Genomic DNA, 24,817 nt, shown 5'->3' with positions numbered 1-24,817 from the left:
GGAGGACGAATGTTGGATAATAAGAAAACACTCTGTGCCATCGGAAAGGCCATGAAGAAGGGCGGATTGGTGGCTGCCTGTGACGGCAATATCAGTTATCGCCGTGACGACGGCCTTATCGTCATTACCCCGTCGGGCCTTCCAAAGGGCGAGCTCCATCCGAAGGACCTCCTGGTCGTCAATCTGGACGGCATCGTTTTCGAGGGGATGGGGAAACCGTCATCGGAAACGGCCCTCCATCTCAACATCTATCGGAAGCAGCAAGATGTTCATGCCATCATCCATGCTCATCCCGTTACGGCGACGGCCCTGACCGTAGCCGGTATTCCTTTTGCAGCCGACATCGTGACCGAAGGGGCCATGGTCTTAGGCGAAGTGCCGACTGTGCCCTATGCGCCTCCCGGATCGTTGGAACTTGCTGAAGGATGCGGTGCTGCCGCTGAAACAGCCTCAGTATTCCTCATGGAACGGCACGGTGCCGTTACCTTGGGAACCGATCTTAAAGAAGCTTTCTACCGCCTGGATACGCTGGAAGCGGTAGCGAAGATGTATCGTGATTCCCTGATCTTTTCGTTGGCCGGCGGAGATAAGGGGCATACGACGACAAAGGCCAAGCCTTTGAGCTGGTATTTGAAACAGAAATAAGAAAAGCTCTCGCAGTTGCGAGAGCTTTTTGTCGTCCTGATTTCGATGCGGCTATTCTTTCTTGGGCTCGACGATGTATGTCGTCTGATTGGTGAATATGACGTAGCCCGGGACGGCGTGGGCCGGTTTCTTTACATGGCGTACGAGGGTGCAGTCGACTTCGACTTTAGAGCTGTCCCGGCCTTTACTGTAATAGGCGGCCAGTTGTGCTGCCCGTTCGATTTGGGCATCCGTCGGATCGGCGTTGTGCGAGGCTAAGATGACGTGGGAACCGGGTTGGTCCTTGACGTGGAACCACAGGTCGTAGGGATGAGCTTTCTTCAAGGTCAAGAAGTCATTTTGCCGATTGTTGCGGCCGACCCAGATGGTCAGGCCGTCGGCGTCGATGGTTAAGATGTCCTGAGCCGATTCTTTCTTTTGCCTATCTTTATTATGGCCGCTGATGAGGTTCATCTGTTTCATTTCGGCCTTGATGTCCGTGATTTCATCTTTCGTCGTCGTGTTTTCCAAGGCATATTCGAGGGAGTAGAGATAGTCTAAATGCTGTTGGTTTTCCTCGTGGAGCTGAGCCGATATCTGTTTGCGGTTGCGCAGCTTCGTATAGCGCTTGTAATAGCGGTTGGCATTGTCGGTCATGGAGTAGGCCGGGTCGAGGGCGATGGTGACGTCTTCCTGGTTTTCGGATAAGAGGTTTTTGACGGTTACTTGTTTTTCATGGTCGTGCTTTTCATAAGCGTAAATCATGAGCAAGTCGCCGTACAATTTATAGGTGTCGATTTTCTTCGTTTCTTTCATTTCATCGGCAATGCGCTTGATTTTTCGTTTTTGCTTTTCAATGAGCTTGGCGACCTTCTTTTGCAGCTGTTCCTGTTCGCCGTTCAGGCTGCGGTGCGTGGCCTGGTATTCGCTGAGATACGTTTCGATGAGGGGGAAGTGACGCCGCGGATACTGGGAGAGGCTGTTTAGTTCCAAGGGGAAGATGACTTCCTTGCCTTTGACGGTATAGACGTAGGCGCCGGAAATCCCGGCGAGGCGCTTGCCAAAGGCTTCGACCGTACGGCACCAAGCAAAGCGGTCAGCCGGGGACAGATCCTGTACGAGGGTGGCCGTGTCGATGCCGGAGTCGTGGGATAATTCGGTCAAGACGACGGTGCTCATGCCGTTGAAGCGCTTGAGCATCCAGGTCTTTAAGGGTTCGTCGCCGCCGGTTTCCATCATATCCGTCAGTTCTTGGGCAGAGAAGGAAAAGGGATCCATGCGCATGAAATTCGGCGGAAAATCATAGGGCTCCTTGGGAGCAATGGTGCGGACGGCCTGTTTGTTTTTACCGGTCTTAATGAGGGCTTCGATGATGACTCCGTCTTCCGTGAAAATGACGTTGCTGTATTTTCCCATGAGTTCGACATGGATCTTACGGGTGACGACCTTGCCGGAGATATCGAGGACATCGACGGCGATTTCGATAAGTCGGTCTAAATGGAGTTGGGCAATGGAAGCGATGCGTCCGTTTTCATAATACTTGCGGAGAAACATGCAGAGCCCCGTCGGGATATCCGGCGTCGGCGGGACCGTGTCGGCAATGTAAAGGCGCGGAGAATCATCGAGAGTAATGACCAAATGGTGAAGGCCTGTATCATTAAAGATGCGGAAGTACAGGGACCGGGCGTCGAGCTGATAGATTTTAGATATCTGGCCGCCTTGGAGAATGTCCGCCAGTTCGTTGGTAATGCAGTGTAATGTGATACCGTCTAAGTTCATAGAAGTACCTCCTTATCTGGTACACTAAAAAATTCAATCCTTTTTATCATACCATGTTTGTAAAGGTCCTGTGAAGGGATATAAAAAATCCCCTTCAGAAAAGAAGGGGCGGATGAGGGAAAATCACCATTCACACCATGCCGAAATCGCTGTTATGAATAGACAGAGTATCGTGCCGGCCGCTGTGATGGGAAGCACCCAGTCTGTCGGGAACAGCAGGGAAGAACAAAGATAGATGATGACACCTACGATGGGGACGGCCAGGAGAAGGACCAAAATTAAAAGGCAAATGGCGTATATCATTCCGAAGAAAGCGGCTATGCAGTCCAGCAAGGGGGAAAAATTCGGGTAATGTTTGCTCATAAGGCAGACCTCCTGACGCAAGGCAGGGAGATGAAAGGCAGAAATCAGCTCCGTCAGATAGAATGGTTCTTAACGAAAATCTGGGATAGGTCGAATTCACTCTTTTCTTTACTTTATTGTAGCAAACGGGCGGAGAAAGGCAAGGGGCTGTGCCGGAAAATCGGCTGTGTAGCAGCTTTCTGTAAGGGCGATGAAAGACGGGCATACGGTGGCATCGATATAAAAAATTTGCAATATGGACGCCGGATAGGCTATAATGAGGTATTGAATAGGTTATTAAGGGGGTTCTAACATGCGAAGTATGACTGGTTTTGGCAGGGGAACCGGCAATGACGGCAAACTGGCTGTTACCATTGAAATGCGGGCAGTGAACCAACGTTTTTTGGAATTGAATATACGGATGCCCCATGCGTACCTGGCTTTGGAAGACCGCCTGCGCAGCGGCATTAAAGCCGTCTTGAAGCGGGGCAAGGTCGATGTCTTTGTGACCGTTCAAGACCTCTCGCCGGCAGCGCCGGAAATCCATATTGACGATGCTGCACTGGGCGCCGTTAAGACGGCCCTTGAAGGAGCCAAGAATCGCTTTTTTGACGGTAGTCCCGTCGGCTTGGGTGAGGTCATGGCCCTGACCAAAGATTGGTTCGTCCAAACGCCGCCGGCTATCGATGCCGATGCCAGCTGGCCGCCCTTTGAAGCGGCTTTGCAGGGCGCCTTAGACAGCATGGTTGCCATGCGCCTTCGCGAAGGGGCCAACATCGGTCGGGATTTGCTGTCCCGGTCGGCTGTCATGAAAGGCCTCGTCGAAGAAATTGCCGGTCGTAAGGATGCCATGACGGCGGCTTATCAAGAGCGGCTGGAAAAGAAAATTCGCCAGCTCATCGATAAGGCGCAGGCGCCCGTGCCCGACGAAGACCGACTCTTGCAGGAAGTGGCCATGTATTCTGATAAGGTCGACGTGACAGAAGAAGTCGTCCGTTTTGAAAGCCATTTGAATCAGCTTCACACCATGCTTCAAAGTGACGGTGAAGTCGGTCGAAAACTCGATTTCCTCATTCAGGAAATGAACCGCGAAGCCAATACCATCGGCTCCAAGGCCGGTGATTTAGCCGTCACGGAGTCGGTGCTGCAGCTTAAAAATGAAATTGAAAAAATCCGCGAACAGGTGCAGAATATCGAATGATGAACTTCAATTTATTAAATATCGGCTTCGGCAATGTCGTCATGGGGGATAAGGTCGTAGCCATGATCAGCCCGGAGTCGGCTCCAATCAAGCGCCTTATCCAAGATGCCCGAGACGGAAACAACCTCATCGATGCGACCTTTGGCCGCAAGACGCGGTCCGTCATCGTCATGGATAACGGCTGGATCATCTTGTCGGCTCTTCAGCCGGAAACCATTTCCCACCGTATCGTATCGGCAGGCAGTGATGCTGATGCCATCGATGCAGCGGAAGAAGAAAGGGAGTAATACTATGAATGATTCCGGACTGCTCATCGTTGTATCCGGCCCGTCCGGAGCCGGGAAGGGGACGATTTGCGCGGCCCTGCGCAAACAGTTTCCCAATATCCAATATTCTATTTCCATGACAACCCGTCAGCCTCGACCGGGAGAAGTCGACGGAGTCAATTATTATTTCTCAGACAATGCCCGTTTTGAACAACTGCTCTCAGAAGATGCTTTTTTGGAGCACGCTAAGGTCTACGATCATTATTACGGTACGCCGAAAAAATACGTCTACCAAATGCTGGACGAAGGGCAGCACGTCATGCTGGAAATCGATATCCAAGGGGCCATGCAGGTCAAGGAACGCTATCCCAAGGGCATCTTTATTTACATCGTGCCGCCCAGCCGTTCTGTCTTGGAACACCGACTGCGCAGCCGCCAGACCGATAGCGAGGAGGTTATTGACGGCCGCTTGTCCAAAGCTCGCGAAGAGCTCGACTGGATCGACCGCTATGACTATGTCATCGTCAATGACGATTTGGAAACCGCCATCGATGAAGCGGCATCGATCATAAAAGCCGAACAGTGTAAAGTCATGCGCAATGCTAAAAACATTGCCCATACGAAAGAATTGTATAAATGATTAGGAGAGATGAACTATGTTAATTAAACCGACCCTTGAATCTTTGATGCAGAAAGTAGACAGCAAATATACACTGGTTACCTTGGCTGCCAAACGGGCTCGTGAATTGACCGACCACGATGAAGCCTTGGTCAATGTCGATACGAACAAAGTCGTTTCCATCGCCATGGAAGAAATCGACCAGAATAAGATTACTTATGAAGCCCCTCGCGACGGCATTAAATGACACGGAGGTACTTGCCATGAGTTTGGAAGGGAAAAAGATTGTCCTTGGCATTACGGGCGGTATTGCAGCCTTTAAGGCCGCATCCGTTGCCAGTCAACTTCGGAAGTCAGGAGCTGAAGTCAAGTGTATCATGACGGCCCATGCAACGGAGTTGATTACGCCGCTGACGCTGCGGGAAATCTCAGGAAATCCCGTTGCCGTTTCCATGTTTGAAGATGTTCCTGAATTCAACGTCGAACACATTGCCCTGGCCCGCTGGGCCGACGTCCTGGTCATTGCACCGGCGACGGCCAATATCATCGGTAAGATCGCCAATGGCATTGCCGACGATATGCTGACGACGACAGTCATGGCAACGACAGCGCCGGTTCTGATGGCTCCGGCTATGAACAGCAATATGTATTTGAACCCCATTACCCAGGATAATATGGCTAAGCTGAAAAAATTCGGCTATCATCTCATCGAACCGGACAGCGGATACCTGGCCTGCGGCATCACCGGCATCGGCCGCCTGCCCGACCCGGACGTCATCGTCGATTACATCGAATTGCTGGCCTGTAAAAATGACCTGCTCAAGGGGAAGAAAGTCATTGTTACGGCCGGCGGCACGCGGGAACCCATCGACCCGGTCCGCTTCATCGGCAATCATTCCAGCGGCCGCATGGGCTTTGCTATTGCCAAAGCGGCGGTTGCTGCCGGGGCCGAAGTTACTCTGGTTGCCGGTACGACGGACAACTTGAAAACTCCTGTCGGCCTTGCACGGCGCATCGACGTCGGCAGTACCAGGGACATGAAAGCGGCTGTCGAATCGTATTATGACGACTGCGACTTGGTCATTAAAGCCGCGGCCGTTGCCGATTATCGTTCGGCTCATCCGGCGGAAAATAAGATCAAGAAAAATGACGATGTCTTGACCCTTGAAATGGCTAAGAATCCTGACATCCTCTATGGTCTTGGCCAGCGTAAAACCCATCAGGTCCTGGTCGGTTTTGCCGCTGAGACGACGAATGTCATCGAATACGGTACCAAGAAACTTCAGAAAAAGAATCTCGATATGCTCGTAGCCAACGATGTCAGCGCCGAAGGTGCCGGCTTCCAGGGGACGACCAATATTGCCACCTTGCTGTTTCCGGACGGCTCTTCAGAGACCTTGGAAAAGATGGCAAAAGATGAACTGGCTTCCATTATCGTAGCTCGGGCAGCTGCGATTATCAAAGCTAAAACTTCCAAACAAAAGGCATAACGAAAGGCCATCCCGACCGGTTGGGATGGCCTTTTTTTTGACAGTATAAAAAATATACCCAGATCAGTTTATCCGTAGTAAATATATAAAAAGTGCGTTCTTTTCGTTTTGAAAATCTTATGGTATACTTAAATCGTCAAGATTTAAATGATACAAATAATCAAGATAATGAAACATATACTATGACATGGAAAGGATGATTCCCATGAAGATTGCTGCAGCCGATATTTTAAAAGCCTTTAACTTCAGACACGCTACGAAGAGTTTCGATGCCTCGAAAAAGGTATCCGACGCCGACTTCAACACCATTTTGGAAGCCGGCCGTTTATCGCCGAGCTCCTTTGGCTTTGAACCGTGGAAGTTTTTAGTCATTGAACGCCAGGACATTAAGGATAAATTATTTCCCATCGCCTGGGGCGCCCAGAACAGCTTGAAAGGGGCCAGTCACTTCGTAATCCTGCTGGCTCGCAAGAAAGTCGATACCTTGTACAGCTCTCCTTACATCACCCACATCATGCGCGACGTACAGCATTTGCCGGAAGAGGCGGAGCAGGGGAGAAAAGCTGCTTTTGAGGCCTTCCAGAAAGACGATTTCAACTTACTGGAAAGCGACCGGGCCATCTTTGACTGGGCCAGCAAACAGACCTACTTGGCACTGGCCAACATGCTGACGACGGCAGCCATGCTCGGCGTCGATTCCTGCCCCATTGAAGGCTTTAATCGGAGCAAGGTAGAAGCCATGCTGGCCGATGAAGGCCTTCTCGACACGGAACACTTCGGCGTTTCGGTTATGGCCGGCTTTGGCTATCGCAACGAAGAACCCCATGCCAAGACGCGGCAGGCCATGGAAGATGTCGTTACCTGGGTAAAATAAGGTACCTATTCCTCAAAGGCATAAAAAACGGCAAGAAATGCAGACGATATCTGCCATTTCTTGCCGCTTTTGGTTATGCTTTTTTGGCATATTCTACGACGGCTTTGGCAAAGCCGTTTAAATTTGTCGTCTTGATGGGAAGGCAGGGGCAGCCCATGTCTCTGGCGGCGGCCATGGCCCATTTGACCAGATCGGTCTGGCCTTCACTCAAGTTGATGACTAAGAGGGTGGAAGCCCGCAGGATTCGGTCGTCGCCGGTATAGCCGCTGAGGACGGCAGCCGTCGGGAAGCGGCGTTTTATCCGGCCCTGCCATTCCGGCGTACCGCCGGCCAAGGCGATTTGGCGTCCGGCCAGGAAGCGGTCCAGGCTGTGTGTATAGTCACGCTGGGTCATGAAGGACGGCAGTTCGAGGCCGCGGTCTTCGGAAGGACGCTTGGCTTTTTTTTGTGTTGCAGCGGAGTTGTCCGTAGTCTGCGGGGCGGTTGCCGGTTCGGCCGTTTTCCCCGGCTTTTCTGTGGCGGTCCGTTCTGCTGTTTTTATCGGTTCCGCAGAGGTTGGCCCATCGCCGGATGCCGCGGGAGCCGGCGATGTTTCTGAAACTGATGGTTGTGTCGGCGCTGTCGGTTTTTCCGGTGATGCTGTTTTTTTCGGTTCCGTCGCCCGGGCCGGTGCCGCCGAGGCTGTCGGATCCGCTGCTTTCGAAGGTGACGGGGCGTCTGATTTCACCGGAGTCGAGGCGGTTATCGGCGCTGACGGGTTTACGGCTGCATCGGCCTTCGGTACGGCTGCCGAGCTTGTCCTTTCGGGTGCTGAAGCAACTTTTTTTGCCAATTCGGGGTTGGCTTCGTATTTTCTAAGGGTCTGACGCAGGGTCAACAGATCCGATACCTGAATGGCGGCTTTTTCCTTGATCCGTTCCGTGTACTCTTCCTGTTGGCGGAGGGTCGCTTCATAGTGCTGAAGATCTTCTTGGCGGCCGTTTCGTTCGTCCTCCAGTTCCTGACGCAGCCGTTCCAGTTCAGAAAGAACGGTTTTGCGGTTTTGCGATTCGAGACGAAGCCTCAGGAGTTCTTCCCGATCGGCTTCCATTTGAGCTTTTTCCTGGCGCAGCTGAAGGAGTTCTTCTCGTTCTTCGCCGGCAATCATGGCCGGTGTCTTTTCGGCGTCCGCCCGGCTGTCATCGATCCAGGGACCGTCGTAGATAGCCATTAAGTAGATGCCTAAGGATTGGGCGGCCATGTGTTTGGCTTGTTGGATATCTTCAAAGACATCGCTCAACCCGACGAGTTCATCGTCGGTCTTCAACATTAAGAGGTCGATCATGCCCATGTAGGAATCGTCGCCTGTCGTCTGGGCTGTGGCATAGCGTTCCAGACGAATCGTACCGGCATAGATTTCAGTGGCATTTCGTTTTGATGCATAATAGGTATTGATGAGGAGACGGTCCGGCGTCCGTTCGTATATCCGCAGAATCATGGCTTCTTCCCGCTCCGTGCCGTTATAGCGGATGAAGGCCAGGCTTTCTCGCTGGAGTAAGGTGTTTACCAATCCTTGCGTACGATACCATTTATCCCAGATCTCTACGCGCTTGGCCAAACGCAGATCTGCCGTTTTACAGTGGGTGGCAAAGTCAAAATAAGGGTCGTTGAAAAATATATCTCTTGGCCGCAATTTGGTCATCATAATCATCCTTTCTTTCTATCTATTCATTATAACGTTTTCTGTAACGGATGTAAAAAAATATTCTTCAGGAAGTGCGGAGGCGAACAGGTACGTCGGAATTTTTTTTAGAAGGACAGAACTCATGTTTGCTATACCAAAAAAGAACTTGCAAAATAGAGGGGTTTGAATTATAATGAACCAGTAAATCAAATAAAGAACCATCAAGAGACGACGGAGGGACTGGCCCTATGATGTCGCAGCAACCTTCATAAGTGAAAGGTGCTAATTCCAGCAGTCTTATACTGGCAGATGGGGATTGGAAGCCCCTCTCATGACAGTCATGAATGAGGGGAATTTTTTTTAAGGAGGAAACCTCATGGTGAAAAATCGTGAATTCTTTACATCTGAATCCGTAACCGAAGGGCATCCGGATAAAATGGCTGACCAAATTTCTGACAGCATTTTGGATGCCATTCTTGCAAAAGATAAAAATGCCCGCGTTGCTTGTGAAACTTTAGTGACCACCGGGATGGTCCACGTCGTCGGTGAAATTTCGACGACGTGCTATGTCGATATTCCGCACATCGTTCGTGAAACGATTCGTTCCATCGGTTATACCCGTGCGAAATACGGCTTTGACTGCGATACTTGCGGCGTCTTGGTATCCCTCGATGAACAGTCGCCGGATATCGCCATGGGCGTCGACGATGCACTCGAAAAGAAGGAAGGCAATACGGACCAGTTCGACACCATCGGTGCCGGTGACCAGGGGATGATGTTCGGCTATGCCACGAATGAAACGGATGACTACATGCCCCTGCCTATTTCCTTAGCGCACCGTTTGGCACGCCGCCTGGCCAGTGTTCGTAAAGACGGAACGCTCTCTTATCTCCGTCCGGACGGCAAGACCCAAGTCACCGTCGAATATGAAGACGGCAAACCGGTTCGCATCGATACCATCGTCATTTCGGCGCAGCACAGCCCGGAAATCACGCGTGAACAGATTGAAAGGGACCTCCTCGAATTCGTCATCAAACCGGAACTCCCGCAGGGCTTATTCGATGATAAGACGAAGCTCTTCATCAATCCGACGGGCCGTTTCGTCATCGGCGGTCCTCAGGGTGACTCCGGTCTGACCGGTCGTAAGATCATCGTTGATACCTATGGCGGCATGGCTCGTCACGGCGGCGGTGCTTTCTCCGGGAAGGATCCTACAAAGGTCGACCGTTCGGCCGCCTATGCAGCCCGTTACGTTGCTAAGAACGTCGTCGCTGCCGGCCTTGCCGATAAGTGCGAAATCCAGTTGGCATACGCCATCGGCGTAGCTCGCCCCGTTTCGATCCACGTTGAAACGTTTGGTACGGGCAAAGTCGACAATGAAAAAATTGTCGGACTCATTGAAAAGAATTTTGACCTTCGTCCGGCTGGCATCATCGCCATGCTCGACTTACAGCGGCCGATTTACAAACAGACTGCTGCTTATGGCCACTTCGGCCGCAACGATCTCAACCTGCCTTGGGAACAGACCGATAAAGCGGATACGCTCCGTAAAGAAGCCGGCTTATAATTGAGATGCAGAGACTGCCGCAGGGACGGCAGTCTCTTTCTGTTTTTGGGCGTATGCCCTCGGACGGCAGCGACGAACTTCGGCTGCAGCCCTGATGAGGAGGTATGTCCGTGATTGCTGAAATTATCATTAATACGACGGCCAAACGGTTACAGCAGACCTTTTCGTATACCGTGCCGGATCACCTGGCCGTTCGCGTCGGAAGCCGCGTCATCGTTCCCTTTGGCTTTCGCCGGGAAGAGGGGATTGTCGTCGCCCTCCATGAGGCGCTGGACGAATCGACTGATTTCACCTTAAAGCCCATTGAGGGCCTCCTGTCATCACAGACCGGATTTCGGGAGGAAATGATTGAAACGGCCCTTTGGATCCGCGACTACTATGTCTGTAATCTTTCCGATGCCCTGCGGTTGTTCATGATCGACAAGCGCGGCCTCGTCCGCCGGGAAGTCCTGTCCCTGGGGCCGACGCCGGCGACGACGGCAGAAGGCCGGTCGGTTCAGCTCTATGTCGCCGATAAGGGAAAGGTGGAAAAAGGAGCCCTCGGCCGTAAATTTGGTCGTGACCTCGTGTCTCGTCTCTTAGCCGAAAATGGTCTTTGCAGTGAGAGCTTTTTAAAGAATAAGATTGCCGATAAAATGGAGGACTGGCTGGCCTTTGAAAAGGATGACCTCGATGGTACCCTTCACGGCCGGCCTAAACAGCAGGCCTTATTGGCGGAACTGAAGGAAAAGAAAACGGCGCCGGCTGCCTACTTCCAGTCAAAGGGCTATACGCGTGACCTCATGCGCCGCCTGGCTGCGACGGGCCTTGCCCGTTGGGAGCAGCATCCGGCAGGGACGACAAACATCCTGCCGACGCTTGAACCGGATGAAGCCCTGCCGCTGACGGCGGAACAAAAAGATGCCCTCCATGTGATCGAAGGCGATGAAGGCGGAAAAACCTACGTCCTCCATGGCATTACGGGCAGCGGCAAGACAGAAATCTACATGCAGCTTGCCGAGAAAGTACTGGCTAAGGGACAGCAGGTCATCGTCTTAGTGCCGGAAATCGCCTTGACCGGTCAAATCGTGCGCCGCTTCCTGCGCCGTTTCGGCGACGATGTCGTCGTCATGCACAGCCAATTGTCTCAAGGCGAAAAACGAAATAACTGGCTGCGCATGCAAAACGGGACCAGTCATATCTGTATCGGTGCCCGATCGGCCGTCTTTTCGGCGGCCCGGTCCATCGGCCTGTTCATCGTCGACGAGGCCCACGACAGCTCGTATAAGCAGGATGAGGCGCCGCGCTACCATGCCGTCGCCGTAGCCCGGAAACGAGCGGCTTACTATGGCTGTCCGGTCATCCTCGGCAGTGCGACGCCGGCCTTAGGCGATTATTATAAGGCCCTTCAAGGGGACTACGTCTTGGTGGAACTGAAGGAACGCGTCGGCCACCGCCCCTTGCCGGAAGTCACCGTTGTCGATATGAGGGAGGAATTGGCCCGCGGCAATTACCGCGTCGTGTCCGATTCCCTGTACGGACTGCTGAATGAAACCTTGGCAGCCCGTCAGCAGGCAATCATCCTCCTCAACCGGCGGGGGTATTCGACATTCATCATGTGCCGCAAATGCGGCTACGTTGTCAAATGCGATACCTGTGATGTGGCCATGGTCTATCACCGCCAGTCATCCCATTTAAAGTGCCATTACTGTGATGCCGAAAAGCCGGTGCCGACGGTTTGCCCGTCCTGCGGCAGCAAATACATTAAATTTTTTGGCAGCGGTACGGAAAAGGTGGAGCTGCAGCTCCACGAGCTCTTCCACGAGGCTCGTATCGTCCGCCTCGATCAGGATACGACGAGCCGCAAACACAGCGGCGACCGCATCATCGAAGCCTTCCGCCGCCATGAATACGATATCTTATTAGGGACGCAGATGGTCGCTAAAGGCCATGATTTTCCCGGTGTCAGTGCCGTCGGAATCTTGTCGGCCGACAGCCTGCTCAACCTGCCGGCTTACTGGGCCGGCGAGCGAACCTTTCAGCTCCTCACTCAGGCCGCCGGCCGGGCCGGCCGAGGCGACGTTCCGGGCCGCGTCGTCATGCAGACCTATGCGCCGGATCACTACGTCATCCAATGTGCAGCCCGCCAGGATTACCGCGCGTTCTATGATCAAGAAATCCAGTTTCGTAAAGAATTGGCCTATCCGCCCTTTCAGGAGATGACGAAGATCCTGGTCAGCGACAGCGACGAACAAGAAGTCTGGCGCAAGGCCAACGACGTGGCAGCGGCTCTTTCGAGCTGGAATAAGGATCACGGAGAGACGGTTATTATCATCGGTCCTTATGAAGACGTCATCAAAAAGATCCGCAATAAATATCGCTTGGTCTTGTCGCTGACGGCGGCAGACCTGGGACCGATAAAGAAAGGGATGCGTCAGCTTCCGGCCTGTTGGCAGACCGGTGTCGTCATCGATGTCGACCCGTCGATGTAGCAGATTTTTAACTTTTTTTAAACATTTTTGACATAAAAGCCTGTGTGATGCCACACAGGCTTCGCTTTTTGCAGGGCTTTGCCGGGTCATAGAAAAGGGAAGCATCGCTGCCCCGGGCCTTGTATGAATCTGATATAATAGAAGGGGAAGGATTCTCTTTCTCACTCTTGGTGACGGTTAATTTGAATTCTTACAGTAGCCTTTTGGCTCTTTTTCCGCTATAATAAGACGGATAAGCGTTTTACTATAACAATGAGGTGAAAGATATATGGCATTACTCAAAATCATAAAAGCCGGAGATCCCGTCCTGAAAGCGACGGCAAAACCGGTTGCAAAAGTGAATAAACATATAAAGAAAATTCTCGATGACATGGCCGAAACGATGTATGCAGCCGACGGCGTCGGCTTGGCGGCGCCCCAGGTCAATGAATCGTTGCAGCTCATCGTCCTCGATGACGGCAACGGATTGATTGAACTCATCAATCCGGAAATCCTTGAAATGTCGGAAGAAACGAACATCGATACGGAAGGCTGCCTGAGCGTTCCTGGCTATTACGGTAAAGTTCAGCGGGCTTCTAAAATTAAGGTCCGTTCCTTGACGCGCCACGGCAAGACGGTCATTTATGAACCGGAAGGCTTTTTGGCCCGTATCTTCCAGCATGAAATGGATCATCTCTACGGCCATTTATTTATTGAAAAAGCGACGGATTTACAGAAAGTAGGGGAATAATGGAGAGCTTACGCATCGTATTCATGGGAACGCCTGATTTTTCAGTTCCGGCCTTAGCACGTTTGGCCCAATCGCAGCATGACGTGGCAGCCGTCTATACCCAGCCGGATAAACAGCGGGGACGAGGGAAGAAGGTGACCTTTTCGCCGGTGAAGGAAAAAGCCGTCGAACTCGGGATTCCCGTGTTCCAACCCGATTCTATGCGAAGCGATGAAGTTATTTCTGAACTGAAAAGCCTTTCTCCGGACGTCATCATCGTCATTGCTTACGGCAAGATTTTGCCCAAGGCCGTTCTCGATATCCCAAAATACGGCTGCCTCAACGTTCACGGCTCCCTCTTGCCGAAGTATCGAGGAGCTGCGCCCATCCAGTATGCCATCAAAGAAGGCGAAGCTGAAAGCGGCGTTACCATCATGCTCCTCGACGAAGGGATGGATACGGGGAAGATGCTGAAAAAAGCCGTCATCCCTTTAGACGCCAAGGAAACGACGGGCACCTTGTTCGATAAACTGGCCTCTCTGGGGGCCTCAACCTTGATGACCGTCGTCGACGACCTGGATAACTATGAACGAAATGCCGTCGCCCAGGATGAAAGTCAGGCCACGTATACGGCGAAGATCACAAAAGAAGAAGCGGCCCTCGATTGGACGGCTGATGCCGTCGTCTTAGAACGGTTGATCCGGACCTTAGATCCGCATCCCGGTGCCTATACGGTGTGCCGCGACGGAAAACGGCTGAAAATATGGTCCGCCGACGTCGTCGAAGGGGCGGATGCCGTGCCGGGAACGGTCATTGCCGTGACTAAAAAATCCTTTACCGTCCAGACCGGAAAGGGCGCTCTTCGCATTACTGAAGTTCAGCCGGAAAGCCGCAAGCGTCTGATGGCGGCCCAGTATCTGCAAGGGGTTACGCTGACCGTCGGAGAACCGTTATAACCGGCATGCCGCATGCATGGCCATACGTTTTATTTAGGAGGATTCATGAACGTACGTGAAATTGCCTTTCAAAGCCTGCTGACCATTTGCAGGGATGAAGGGTATAGTAATATCGTCGTCTCGAAGGCGATACAGGCCCATAAATTTTCTGATCGGGATCGGAGATTTTATACGGAACTTGTTTATGGGACCCTGCGCTGTCTTAATTATTTGGACTGGATCATTTCCCAGCTTAGTACGCGCAAATTAAATAAGCTCGATCCGGTTTGCCTGGCCATCGTCCGCTTGGGGCTCTATCAGATTTTTGGCATGGATAAGGTGCCTGAATCGGCAGCCTGCAACGAGTCGGTCAAGATGGCGACGAAGTTTGGCAATAAGGGCATGGCAAAATTCGTCAATGCCATGCTGCGAAACAGCATTCGCAACCGCAATTCCTTCGTCATTCCGGATAAGGAAAAGGATATGACAGCCTACTTGGCCTTGACGTATCATCAGCAGGACTGGCTCATTCGCCGTTGGCTGAAAGATTACGGCCCGGAGGAAACGGAACAGCTTTGTCAGTATTTCGATACCATCCCGCCTCTGTGTCTTCGGGCCAATACGACCCGTACCAGTCGGGATGAGCTTCTTAAAGACCTCACCGAACAAGGGATTCAGGCTCGTCCGACGCCGGTTTCGCCGGACGGTATCTACATCGACGGTCACTTGGGGATCCACGAACTGGAGTGCCTTAAAGACGGGCGGGCCATCATTCAAGACGAACCGTCTCAGCTCGTCGCCCATATCGTCGACCCTCAACCCCATGAACTGGTCCTCGATGTCTGCGCTGCTCCCGGCGGAAAGACGACCCATTTAGCGGCTATCGGCGGTCCGTCGTGTATCGTCTACGGCGGCGACATCCATGAACATAAATTGAAATTGATTGACTATAATGCCCAAAAATTAGGCCTTAAAAACGTCCGCACCCTCTTGCAGAATGCCTGCACCATCGGTCAGAAGTACGGCGGTCGGGCAGACCGCGTCTTGATCGATGCGCCTTGTTCCGGTCTCGGAGTCCTGCGCCACAAGATCGACCTTCGCTGGCGCAAGCAGTTGAGCGATCTTCGTACTTTACCGGCCCTGCAGCGTCGCATTTTGGAAAGTGCGTCTCAGTGCGTGAAGCCCGGCGGCGTTTTGGTATACAGTACGTGTACTCTGAATGATGACGAAAACAGCGGCATCGTCAACGAATTTCTACAGAAGCATCCGGAGTTTCATGTTGAAAACGCTGCGGAGAAACTGGCCGTTCCGGGACATGAAGGCCCCTTTATCCAGCTTCTTCCTCAGCGTGACGGCATGGACGGGTTCTTCATTGCTCGCATGAAGAAGGAGTCTTGATATGATGAATCTATTCGATATGACAAAAAAAGACCTGCAGGACTTCCTCGTCGCCCAAGGGATGAAAAAATTCCGGGCCGATCAGATTTTTCATTATATATATAAGCAGTCGGTTTTTTCCTGGGATGACATGGTGCTCCTTCCGCAAAAGGATCGGGACCTTTTAAAAGAAGTCCTGCCTATTCAGATGCCCGACGTCGTGTCGCGCCTTGATGCACCGGACGGACGGACCGTTAAATTGCTTTTGCGCCTTAACGACGGGCAGACCGTTGAAACGGTGCTCATGATGCACGATTACGGAAATTCGATCTGCGTTTCGTCGCAGGTCGGCTGTGCCGTCAACTGTGCCTTCTGTGCTTCGGCGAAAAACGGTTTTGTCCGCAATCTGTCGGCTGGAGAGATGGTGGCGCAGTTATTGGCGTTCCGTCAACACGTGACACCGGAGCTGCACTCCATCGTCATCATGGGGACGGGAGAACCGCTGCTCAATTACGACAATGTCATCGCCTTCATGAAGCTCATCCACGAAAAGGATACCCTCTACTTAGGCTATCGCAATATGACCTTGTCGACGTCGGGCATCGTGCCTAAGATGTACCAATTGGCGAAAGAAGGGATGCCCATTACGTTGGCCGTATCCCTCCACGCTCCCAATGATGCTCTTCGTCGTCGTATCATGCCGATTACCGACAAGTATCCCCTCGATGCCGTCTTGACGGCGGCCCATCATTATTTTGAAGAGACAGGCCGGAAGGTTACCTATGAATATATTCTCATCAAAAATCTGACCTGCACCCATTCTTGTGCCAAAGAATTGGCCCGCCTTTTCAGTGGTAAAAATATTCTCATCAATGCCATTCCCATTAATGACAACTATGACGTCGGTCTCTATCGGCCTGATGATAAGTCAATCAGTGAATTCGTTACCTACCTCCAGCGCCACGGCGTGCCGGTCACGCTGCGCCGGGAAATGGGCAGCAAGATTCAGGCGGCCTGCGGCCAGCTGCGTATAAAACGTGAAAATATTTGACAGGTGACAGGGAATATGATATGAATTAATGTGTACCTATAACGAAACACCGTGAGAGGACGTGAGAATTTGGGCACATACGGTGAATCCAAAATCGGCCTGGTTCGGAAAGTAAATGAAGATTCTTTTTATATCAGCCATGAGCGAAACGTGCTGGCCGTAGCCGACGGTATGGGCGGCTACGTCGGCGGCGAAATCGCCAGTAAGACGGCGGTAGAAGCCATTGCTTACTATTTTAAGAACTTTAATTATGCGGCACCGGTGCAGCTGGAAAAGGCAATTCAGTATGCCAATTCCAGTATCATCAGCAAAACCTTGATCGACCCGTCCCTAAAGGGAATGGGGACGACCGTTTCCATGGTGACCCTGGCCCGGCATATGGCCTTTTGGGGCCACGTCGGAGACAGCCGCATCTATCTATACCGGGAAGGAGTCTTTTCACAGATTTCTGTCGATCATACGATTGTTCAGGTTTTACTCGATAAAGGTAAGATTACAGAAGAAGAAGCGCTGGATCATCCGCAGCGCCATGTACTGACCAGAGCGGTCGGTGTCGACTCCAATCTCATCGTCGATACCGGGGCTTTTGAAGTACAGCCGAATGACCGTATTCTGATTTGTTCCGACGGCTTGACCTCTTTCATTGGCAAGCCGGAACTTTGCGATGCCATCGGCGACTACGGCCGGACAGAACGGGAGATCATCAACGATCTCTTTGACCAGGTCTATGAAAATGGGGCCAAGGACAATGTCACGGCAATTTTAACAACCATATAATCGGGAACGACTATGAAAGTGGTGGAATAGTTAAAAATGATTGGTCATATCTTAGACAATAGATACAAGATATTGGAAAAAGTAGGCACAGGCGGCATGGCCAGCGTATATAAGGCCCAGGATATTCTCCTGGATCGTATCGTCGCAGTCAAGGTGCTTCATGCAAAATACGGCGACGACCACGATTTTGTCGTTCGTTTTCGGCAGGAAGCGCAAGCGGCTGCTAAATTGTCCCATCCCAATATCGTCAATATATACGACGTCGGCTACGATGAAAATGTCCATTACATCGTCATGGAGTTTGTACGCGGCGAGACGTTGAAAGAGTATATCGAAAAACACGGCCATTTGCCGATCAATACGTCGATACAGATTGCTTTCAATATCGGCGAAGCCCTTGAAAACGCACATGCTAACGGCATCGTCCACTGCGATATTAAGCCCCATAACATTCTGGTGACTGAAACGGGGCGTATTAAGGTCGCAGATTTTGGCATTGCCCGGGCTGTCAATTCCGTGGAAAACAGCGATCGCACCGTTCTCGGTTCGGTTCATTATTTTTCACCGGAACAGGCCAGCGGCGGCCATATTGATGAGCGGACGGATATCTATTCCCTCGGCGTCGTCATGTATGAAATGATGACCGGCATCGTGCCTTTCGAAGGGGATACAGCTATCAGCATTGCCTTGAAGCACGTTCAGGACGACATTCCCCTGCCGACGAAGTACAATCGCCGCATTCCCCGGCTGGTCGAACAGGTAATCCTAAAGGCCATGTCCAAGAATCCCGACGACCGCTTTCAGTCGATTGGCGAGATGATGTCTGAACTTCGCTTGTCTCAGGGCTTTATCAACACCAATGGTGCCCGTCCGATTATCAGTAAGGGGACGTATAACTTTGGGACTCAAAAAATCCAGCCCATAAAGGAAAAAGAGCTGCCTGAAGAAGCGCCGAAAAAGAAGAAGAATATTTTTACTCGTTTCATGGATTCTATCAGTAATCATTCCCAAAAGACGATCATCATCGGTATGCTCGGTGTTTTTCTCGTCGCCTTCGTATGGGCCTTCTTTTCCTTTGGTAATTTTTGGAGCACTGAAGATATTACGGTTCCGAACGTAACGGGGAAACAGGTGGAAATCGCCCGAAAAATCCTCAAGGATAAAAAACTTGACGTATCGGTCAAGGAGGTAGAAAGCGAGGAAGTCCCTGTTGGCGAAGTCGTCGCCCAGACGCCGTCAGGCGGTGCCGTCGTCAAGGCCAACCGAACGATTTACCTGACCGTCAGTAAGGGCAATAAGGGTGAGCAGGTCTTAATGCCGGATCTGAGGAGCCTGACACTGGAAGAGGCTGAAAGCAAGTTGAAAGAAATCGGCTTGTCCGTCGGCAAGGTAACCTATAAGGAAAGTGCTCAGTATGCCGACGGGACGATCATCAGTCAGAGCCCGGCGTCGCCGAAGAAAGTTGACAAGGGGACGAAGGTCAACCTCGTCGTCTGCCGCAAGAGCGAGGCTGAAAAGGCTGCTGAAGCGGCTAACGAAGCTCCGAATACAAGCGGCATGACCCTCGAAGAGGCGGAAAAAGCCTTGGAAAGCGCCGGCTACTCCGTCGGCTCCGTCGCCAACCTCGATGCTTCGAAAGACAGCTCTCAGGCCGTCGTTACGGCTCAGGCCGCAGGAGACGGCAAAGTGGTCAATCTGACTGTCGAATATCCCGGCAGCCAAAATTCGCAGTCGACCGGCTCGGACGGCAGCGCCAATAACCAGGAACCGGCCGGTACGCCGCACTACGGAACGGTCAATATCAGTGTTCCTGCCGGCGCTTCGAACCAGCACGTTCAAATCGTCGTGTCCGATGATAATGGTTCGCGCGTCGTCTACGACCGCAATCAATCCGGCGGCGACAACATTTCAAAGAGCGTCAGTGGGACCGGTAAGACCCGGGTCAAAGTCTATATCAATAATTCGCTGGTACAGGATCAATATATCTAAGGAGGAACATGACAAAAGGACGCGTCATCAAGAACTATAATGGCTATTATTACGTCGATGTCGGCAGAGACAATCTCGTCGAATGCCGGCGTCGGGGCAAACTGCTCAAGGCGAAAATCTTAGTCGGTGATGAACTGGAAATTACGGAACTGGAGAATGACAAGGGCGTCATCGAAGCTCAGCTGCCTCGGCGGAATCAAATCCGCCGGCCGGCGGTGGCTAACCTTGATCAATTGATGGTCATCATGGCAGCCCAGTCACCGGATCCGAACCGTTTTCTCATCGACAAGATGCTCATGACCTGTGAATACAGCGGCATTCGGCCCATACTCTGCTTCAATAAATGTGATCTCGACCGGAACTTGGCTGAAAGCTACCGGGATTTCTACGAGCGCTGCGGATACGATGTCTACCTCGTGTCGGCTCGTACCGGAGAAGGTCTCGACGAGCTCTATGAACGGTTGCCGCAGAAAGTAACGGCCTTTGCCGGCCCGTCCGGCGTCGGTAAATCGAGTCTTTTGTCCCGACTTTTGGGGCGCAAGGACTTATCCATCGGAGCCGTCAGTGAGAAGATTAAACGGGGCCGCCATACGACGCGCCATTCCGAAATCATGCGCCTCGACAGCGACACCTATGTCGTCGATACGCCGGGGTTCAGCGCCCTTGATTTTGAACACCTTGATGCGCGGGACGTCCTGCCCTTATTTCCCGACATGGAGCCCTACAGCGCAGGCTGTAAGTTCTCGTCGTGCCTCCATCTGTCCGAACCGGAATGTGCCGTAAAAGAGGCTGTTGCCGACGGTCAGATTCAAAAAGAACGGTATGAAACGTACTGTAAAATCATCACCTCCATTGCAGAAAGGAAACGATAATCATGATAACGATTTGTCCCTCTATATTGTCCGCTGATTTTTCGCGGTTAGCTGAAGAAATTAAAGATGTCGAACAGAAGGGGGCCGACTGTATCCATCTCGATTTGATGGACGGCCATTTTGTCCCCAATCTCACCTTCGGCGTGCCCGTCATCAAGGCTTTGCGCCCGGTTACGAAACTTCCCTTCGATGCTCATTTGATGGTGACCAATCCCGAAGCGTATGTCGACGGCCTGGCCGATGCCGGCGTCCAATATATGACGGTTCATCAAGAAGCCTGTGTCCACTTGGACCGGGTTCTGCAGCAAATCCATGAAGCCGGGATGAAGGCCGGCGTAGCCCTCAATCCGGCGACGCCTGTATCGACCTTGTCCTGTGTTGCCGGACAATTGGACCTCATCCTTATCATGAGCGTCAATCCCGGTTTTGGCGGTCAAAAGTTCATTCCTTATAGCCTTGACAAAATCCGCCAGGCCAAGGAACTCCTCCAGAATGCAGGAAATACCGATGCTGTCATCGAAGTCGACGGCGGCATCAACGATAAGACGGCTCAGATGGTCAAAGATGCCGGCGCCACCTTCCTCGTTGCCGGCAGTGCTGTATTTGGTGCGGCTGATCGAAAAGCCGCCATTGCGTCCTTGCGATAAGGACTTGTATTTCTCCTTTTCATGTGCTAAAATCGTACATGAAAAGAAGAATAGAAATAGTCTTTGAGGCAAGGTGAGAAAGCTGGGCTTTCAATTCCTGACCGGCGGTGACAGTCCGCTAACCCGCAAGGGTTGAACCGATGAAATTTCGGTACCGACAGTACAGTCTGGATGGGAAAAGACAGACGACAGTGTCTTTTTTTGTTGTGCTCAAAGGGCTATGGAGATTTTTCATCCATAGCCTTTTTTCGTTTTCCCGCCTGCAAATCCAAGAAGAAGGGAAGGAATATATTGGAACCGGCAGAGTATATGAGAAAAGCCCTGGAACTGGCAAAATCAGCTCTGGGTTATACGACACCAAATCCGGCCGTCGGCTGCGTCATCGTCAAAGATGGTGAAATCGTCGGCACCGGCTATCACCATAAGGCCGGCACCCCTCATGCCGAAGTGTGGGCGTTGAGAGAGGCCGGGGAAAAGGCCAAGGGAGCGACGGTTTATGTGACCCTCGAACCTTGCGCCCATTACGGCCGAACACCTCCGTGTGCGCGGACGTTGGCCGAAAAGGGCGTTGGCAAGGTCGTCATGGCCATGCTCGACCCCAATCCCCGCGTCTCCGGTAAGGGAGCGGCTATCCTGCGCAAGGCCGGTATCGCCGTTGAAGTGGGCCTGTTGTCGAAAGAAGCAGCCCAGCTCAACGAAGTATTTATCAAAAACATGATGGTCCAAAAACCTTTCATTGCCGTTAAACTGGCCCAAAGCCTCGATGGCCGCACGGCATCACGGACGGGCCATTCGAAATGGATTACTAACGAATGGGCCCGAAATTACGGCCACTATCTGCGCTCCATTTACGACGGCATTTTAGTCGGCATCAACACCGTCTTGGCGGATAACCCGCTGTTGACCTGCCGTATCGAACGAGAAGGTCAGGAGGCACCGCACCAGCCGGTGCGCATCGTCCTCGATGCTAAGGGACGGACGCCGCTGAAGTCCCTGGTCGTAACCGATAAGACGACGCCTACCATCGTCATGACGACGTCGGCCTGCCCCGTTGAAAAGATGAAGGCTTTAAAAAATGCCGGCGTTCGGGTCATTTTGGCACCTCTACTTCAAGACAATCAGTCCATCAACCTTCCGGAAGCCTTGAAACGACTCCATGAAGAAGGGCTGACCAGTATCCTTGTCGAAGGGGGAAGTACTGTTCAGGGCAGTTTCTTTGATGCCCGCCTCGTCGATAAAGTCTATGCCTTCATGGGCGATAAGATTATCGGCGGTGTCGGGGCCCTGCCGTCGGTCGGCGGTTATGGCGTCGATGAGCTCGATGAATGCCTGCCGCTTATCTACGATTCTGTAGAGATGCATGAAAATAACGTATTGCTTACGGCATATAATGCCAATAGGGAGGGTGCCTATGTTCACTGGCATCATTGAAGAATTAGGGGCTATTGCCCATATGGACCGCCGTCCCGACTCTATTCGGTTGACGATTGCGGCTCATAAAGTATTAGAAGGAACACAGCTCGGCGACAGTATTGCCGTCAACGGCGTCTGCCTGACCGTAACGGATTTGACGGATTCGACCTTTTCGGCTGACGTCATGCATGAAACGATGCGTCGTTCGTCGTTCAGCACGATTAAGAGCGGTTCTAAGGTTAACCTGGAACGAGCCATGCAGGTCGGAGGACGACTTGGCGGCCACATCGTCAGCGGCCACATCGACGGCGTCGGTCACGTAGCCCGCATTGCCAATGACGGCATTGCCCGGGTCATCACCATTTCCATTCCGAAAGATATGGAAATCTTCATCGTTGAAAAAGGGTCGATTACCATCGACGGCATCAGTTTGACCGTCGTTTCCGTCGGTAACAGTCAGTTCTCCGTTTCCATCATTCCCCATACGATGGCCAATACGACCCTCATGGATAAACATCCGGGAGCCATCGTCAATTTGGAAACAGATGTCATTGGGAAATACGTCCATCGATTCACAGTCGGTTCGCCTCAGTCCTCATCAGGCCTGACGTTGGACAAACTGCTGGAAAATGGATTTTAACTTCAATATATAATTTAGAATAGGAGTGTTGTTATTATGGCACACATTAAAGAAGGTCAATTAATCGGTTCTGGTGCGAAGTTTGGTATTGTCGTCGCTCGTTTCAATGAATTTATTTGCAGCAAACTGCTCGGCGGCGCCTACGATGCCCTCCATCGTCACGGCGTCAACGATGACGATATTACGACGGCCTGGGTTCCGGGAGCCTTTGAAATCCCCCTGATTGCTCAGAAAATGGCTGAATCGGGTAAATACGACGCCGTCATTTGCCTCGGTGCCGTCATCCGCGGTGCTACCAGCCACTACGACCTCGTTTGCGGCGAATCGGCTAAAGGCATTGCTCAGGCATCGCTGAAGACGGGCGTGCCCATCATGTTCGGCGTCATCACGACGGAAAACATCGAACAGGCCATCGAACGGGCCGGCACAAAAGCGGGGAACAAAGGCTTCGACGTCGCCACCGGTGCCATCGAAATGGTCAACCTCATCAAACAGTTATAAAAAGCCGGGAACATCCCGGATTGGAAAGGCTGTCCCGCCAATATCGGCAGGGCAGCCTTTTGCTGTCTGGCGTCTGTCCTGCCAATCCCTTGCGAAGTTAAGGAACCTTTGCTATAGTGAAACGAGAAAGATATTTATCGGAAGATGGGGATTATTATGACAGTCTACAGCATCTATGAAGAGCCTGTACAGCGCGTAAAAGAAGTGGTTTTGCAGCATTTCAAAGAACGAGATGTGCGCGTTTATCTCTTCGGGTCCTGGGCACGAGGAGAACAGAAGCGGAGCTCCGATATTGATATAGCCATCGATAGCCGGGACGATATTTCCTATGAAATTACGTTGCTGAGAGAACGATTGGAAGAATCTACGATTCCTCGTCACGTCGATGTGGTGGATATGCATCACGCCGGAGCCGCTTTATGCCGGCGAATTCGAGAGGAGGGCATTTTGTGGAAAGCATAACCGAACGGTATCGATTAGCCGTCAGGGCCTTGGAGAAATTTCACGAATTAGCCTCCCGTGACACCTTGAATGAAATTGAGCGGGACGCCTTGATTCAGCGGTTTGAGTTCTCTTTTGAACTGATTTGGAAATGTGCCAAGGAGCACCTCTATGTCCAAGACGGCATCGACGCCGCATCGCCGAAAAAGTGATCCGTGCCTGCCGGGAAACGGGCCTTTTGAGCGACGCAGAAGCGAAACAGGCCTTAAAAATGGTCGATGATCGGAATTTGACGACTTATACCTACGATGAGGCTTTCGTCGAAAGTTTGATGGGCCGCTTTCCTGAATACGACGCGGTCATGCATTCATGGCTGGAGAAATTGAAGTGACATGATGGCCTTGTTGAACGCTTTCATGAAACCTTACCGGTAAAAAGAGGCGGCTGTTCTTGATGTGACCCCAAAAAGTTAGACTTTTATTTCCGAGCAACCCGAAATAGTTGCTCGGAATTTTTTTATGCAGTTTGATTGGCTAGCCGATAGGAAATCGGGCTCTGCCATCCAAGCT

At 51.9% G+C, this 24,817-nt stretch carries 24 protein-coding genes, 1 pseudogene and 2 riboswitches; of the genes and pseudogenes, 22 read left to right on the top strand and 3 right to left on the bottom strand.

Features of this window, described 5'->3' with window-relative positions; all coding sequences use genetic code 11:
- Positions 1-9: 9 nt before the first annotated feature.
- Positions 10-645, top strand: a complete 636-nt coding sequence (locus tag UCI88_RS01490) for a class II aldolase/adducin family protein (RefSeq protein ID WP_256179963.1) — start codon at positions 10-12, stop codon at positions 643-645.
- Positions 646-696: 51 nt separating this feature from the next.
- On the opposite strand, the gene UCI88_RS01485 is transcribed toward UCI88_RS01490, so the two are convergent.
- Complete coding sequence (locus UCI88_RS01485; protein ID WP_256179964.1) at positions 697-2,403, bottom strand: Rqc2 family fibronectin-binding protein; 1,707 nt, start codon at positions 2,401-2,403, stop codon at positions 697-699.
- A gap of 123 nt (positions 2,404-2,526) precedes the next feature.
- The gene (locus tag UCI88_RS01480) at positions 2,527-2,766 is read right to left on the bottom strand and encodes a hypothetical protein (RefSeq protein ID WP_256179965.1); all 240 of its coding nucleotides are present in this window, start codon (positions 2,764-2,766) and stop codon (positions 2,527-2,529) included.
- Between the two features lie 292 nt (positions 2,767-3,058).
- Here UCI88_RS01480 and UCI88_RS01475 point away from each other — a divergent pair, with 292 nt between their 5' ends.
- The 6 genes from UCI88_RS01475 to UCI88_RS01450 all read left to right on the top strand — a co-directional run bounded on the left by UCI88_RS01475 (position 3,059) and on the right by UCI88_RS01450 (position 7,195).
- Positions 3,059-3,946, top strand: coding sequence for a YicC/YloC family endoribonuclease (locus tag UCI88_RS01475; RefSeq protein ID WP_044504068.1), 888 nt, complete (start codon positions 3,059-3,061; stop codon positions 3,944-3,946).
- A complete protein-coding gene (gene remA, locus UCI88_RS01470) occupies positions 3,946-4,233 on the top strand; it encodes an extracellular matrix/biofilm regulator RemA (RefSeq protein WP_044504858.1) in 288 nt (95 codons plus the stop codon). The genes UCI88_RS01475 and remA overlap by 1 nt, the downstream gene beginning before the upstream one ends.
- A 4-nt stretch (positions 4,234-4,237) precedes the next feature.
- The gene (gmk, locus tag UCI88_RS01465; RefSeq protein ID WP_044504067.1) at positions 4,238-4,852 is read left to right on the top strand and encodes a guanylate kinase; all 615 of its coding nucleotides are present in this window, start codon (positions 4,238-4,240) and stop codon (positions 4,850-4,852) included.
- A 16-nt stretch (positions 4,853-4,868) separates the two neighbouring features.
- Complete coding sequence (gene rpoZ, locus UCI88_RS01460) at positions 4,869-5,078, top strand: DNA-directed RNA polymerase subunit omega (protein ID WP_044504066.1); 210 nt, start codon at positions 4,869-4,871, stop codon at positions 5,076-5,078.
- 16 nt (positions 5,079-5,094) lie between these two features.
- Positions 5,095-6,321, top strand: a complete 1,227-nt coding sequence (gene coaBC / locus UCI88_RS01455; RefSeq protein WP_044504065.1) for a bifunctional phosphopantothenoylcysteine decarboxylase/phosphopantothenate--cysteine ligase CoaBC — start codon at positions 5,095-5,097, stop codon at positions 6,319-6,321.
- A gap of 205 nt (positions 6,322-6,526) precedes the next feature.
- Positions 6,527-7,195 carry an NAD(P)H-dependent oxidoreductase gene (locus UCI88_RS01450; RefSeq protein ID WP_256179966.1) on the top strand — a complete coding sequence of 223 codons (669 nt, stop codon included), beginning with the start codon at positions 6,527-6,529 and terminating at the stop codon, positions 7,193-7,195.
- Positions 7,196-7,268: 73 nt separating this feature from the next.
- Here the strand turns inward: UCI88_RS01450 and UCI88_RS01445 are convergent, their stop codons facing one another.
- The gene (locus UCI88_RS01445; RefSeq protein WP_256179967.1) at positions 7,269-8,879 is read right to left on the bottom strand and encodes a hypothetical protein; all 1,611 of its coding nucleotides are present in this window, start codon (positions 8,877-8,879) and stop codon (positions 7,269-7,271) included.
- A 194-nt stretch (positions 8,880-9,073) separates the two neighbouring features.
- Positions 9,074-9,174: riboswitch (SAM riboswitch) on the top strand.
- A 60-nt stretch (positions 9,175-9,234) separates the two neighbouring features.
- Between UCI88_RS01445 and metK the strand changes: the two genes are divergently transcribed.
- From metK to UCI88_RS01370, 15 genes and pseudogenes are all read left to right on the top strand, one after another.
- A complete protein-coding gene (metK, locus tag UCI88_RS01440; protein WP_256179968.1) occupies positions 9,235-10,425 on the top strand; it encodes a methionine adenosyltransferase in 1,191 nt (396 codons plus the stop codon).
- Between the two features lie 110 nt (positions 10,426-10,535).
- On the top strand, positions 10,536-12,896 hold the full coding sequence (gene priA / locus UCI88_RS01435; protein ID WP_256179969.1) for a replication restart helicase PriA: 2,361 nt from the start codon (positions 10,536-10,538) through the stop codon (positions 12,894-12,896).
- A 268-nt stretch (positions 12,897-13,164) separates the two neighbouring features.
- Positions 13,165-13,626, top strand: a complete 462-nt coding sequence (gene def / locus UCI88_RS01430) for a peptide deformylase (RefSeq protein ID WP_044504061.1) — start codon at positions 13,165-13,167, stop codon at positions 13,624-13,626.
- Positions 13,626-14,561 carry a methionyl-tRNA formyltransferase gene (fmt, locus tag UCI88_RS01425; RefSeq protein ID WP_256179970.1) on the top strand — a complete coding sequence of 312 codons (936 nt, stop codon included), beginning with the start codon at positions 13,626-13,628 and terminating at the stop codon, positions 14,559-14,561. Before def ends, fmt begins: the two co-directional genes overlap by 1 nt.
- A 45-nt stretch (positions 14,562-14,606) precedes the next feature.
- Positions 14,607-15,938 (top strand): 16S rRNA (cytosine(967)-C(5))-methyltransferase RsmB, encoded by a 1,332-nt coding sequence (gene rsmB / locus UCI88_RS01420; protein WP_256179971.1) that lies wholly within the window; start codon positions 14,607-14,609, stop codon positions 15,936-15,938.
- A gap of 1 nt (position 15,939) precedes the next feature.
- Positions 15,940-16,968 carry a dual-specificity RNA methyltransferase RlmN gene (gene rlmN, locus UCI88_RS01415; protein WP_256179972.1) on the top strand — a complete coding sequence of 343 codons (1,029 nt, stop codon included), beginning with the start codon at positions 15,940-15,942 and terminating at the stop codon, positions 16,966-16,968.
- A gap of 69 nt (positions 16,969-17,037) precedes the next feature.
- A complete protein-coding gene (locus tag UCI88_RS01410; protein WP_044504057.1) occupies positions 17,038-17,745 on the top strand; it encodes a Stp1/IreP family PP2C-type Ser/Thr phosphatase in 708 nt (235 codons plus the stop codon).
- A gap of 36 nt (positions 17,746-17,781) precedes the next feature.
- Complete coding sequence (gene pknB / locus UCI88_RS01405; protein WP_044504056.1) at positions 17,782-19,734, top strand: Stk1 family PASTA domain-containing Ser/Thr kinase; 1,953 nt, start codon at positions 17,782-17,784, stop codon at positions 19,732-19,734.
- Positions 19,735-19,742: 8 nt separating this feature from the next.
- Positions 19,743-20,606, top strand: a complete 864-nt coding sequence (gene rsgA, locus UCI88_RS01400; RefSeq protein WP_256179973.1) for a ribosome small subunit-dependent GTPase A — start codon at positions 19,743-19,745, stop codon at positions 20,604-20,606.
- Between the two features lie 2 nt (positions 20,607-20,608).
- Entirely contained in the window at positions 20,609-21,253 is a 645-nt protein-coding gene (rpe, locus tag UCI88_RS01395) for a ribulose-phosphate 3-epimerase (RefSeq protein ID WP_256179974.1), read from the top strand.
- A gap of 55 nt (positions 21,254-21,308) precedes the next feature.
- Positions 21,309-21,440, top strand: a riboswitch (FMN riboswitch).
- A gap of 104 nt (positions 21,441-21,544) precedes the next feature.
- On the top strand, positions 21,545-22,684 hold the full coding sequence (gene ribD, locus UCI88_RS01390; RefSeq protein ID WP_044504053.1) for a bifunctional diaminohydroxyphosphoribosylaminopyrimidine deaminase/5-amino-6-(5-phosphoribosylamino)uracil reductase RibD: 1,140 nt from the start codon (positions 21,545-21,547) through the stop codon (positions 22,682-22,684).
- Positions 22,665-23,306, top strand: a complete 642-nt coding sequence (locus UCI88_RS01385) for a riboflavin synthase (RefSeq protein WP_044504052.1) — start codon at positions 22,665-22,667, stop codon at positions 23,304-23,306. The genes ribD and UCI88_RS01385 overlap by 20 nt, the downstream gene beginning before the upstream one ends.
- A 36-nt stretch (positions 23,307-23,342) precedes the next feature.
- Positions 23,343-23,807: a 6,7-dimethyl-8-ribityllumazine synthase gene (gene ribH / locus UCI88_RS01380; protein WP_044504051.1), complete on the top strand. Its 465-nt coding sequence runs from the start codon at positions 23,343-23,345 to the stop codon at positions 23,805-23,807.
- Between the two features lie 144 nt (positions 23,808-23,951).
- Complete coding sequence (locus UCI88_RS01375; protein ID WP_288159831.1) at positions 23,952-24,269, top strand: nucleotidyltransferase family protein; 318 nt, start codon at positions 23,952-23,954, stop codon at positions 24,267-24,269.
- Positions 24,227-24,639 (top strand): annotated as a pseudogene (locus tag UCI88_RS01370) (HI0074 family nucleotidyltransferase substrate-binding subunit). Before UCI88_RS01375 ends, UCI88_RS01370 begins: the two are co-directional and overlap by 43 nt.
- Positions 24,640-24,817 lie beyond the last annotated feature (178 nt).

Origin of the sequence: Megasphaera massiliensis (assembly GCF_036305205.1) — a bacterium.
GTDB lineage: Bacteria > Bacillota > Negativicutes > Veillonellales > Megasphaeraceae > Megasphaera > Megasphaera massiliensis.
The sequence above is the reverse complement of the archived record's forward strand: the minus strand, read 5'-3'. Positions and strand labels throughout refer to the sequence as shown.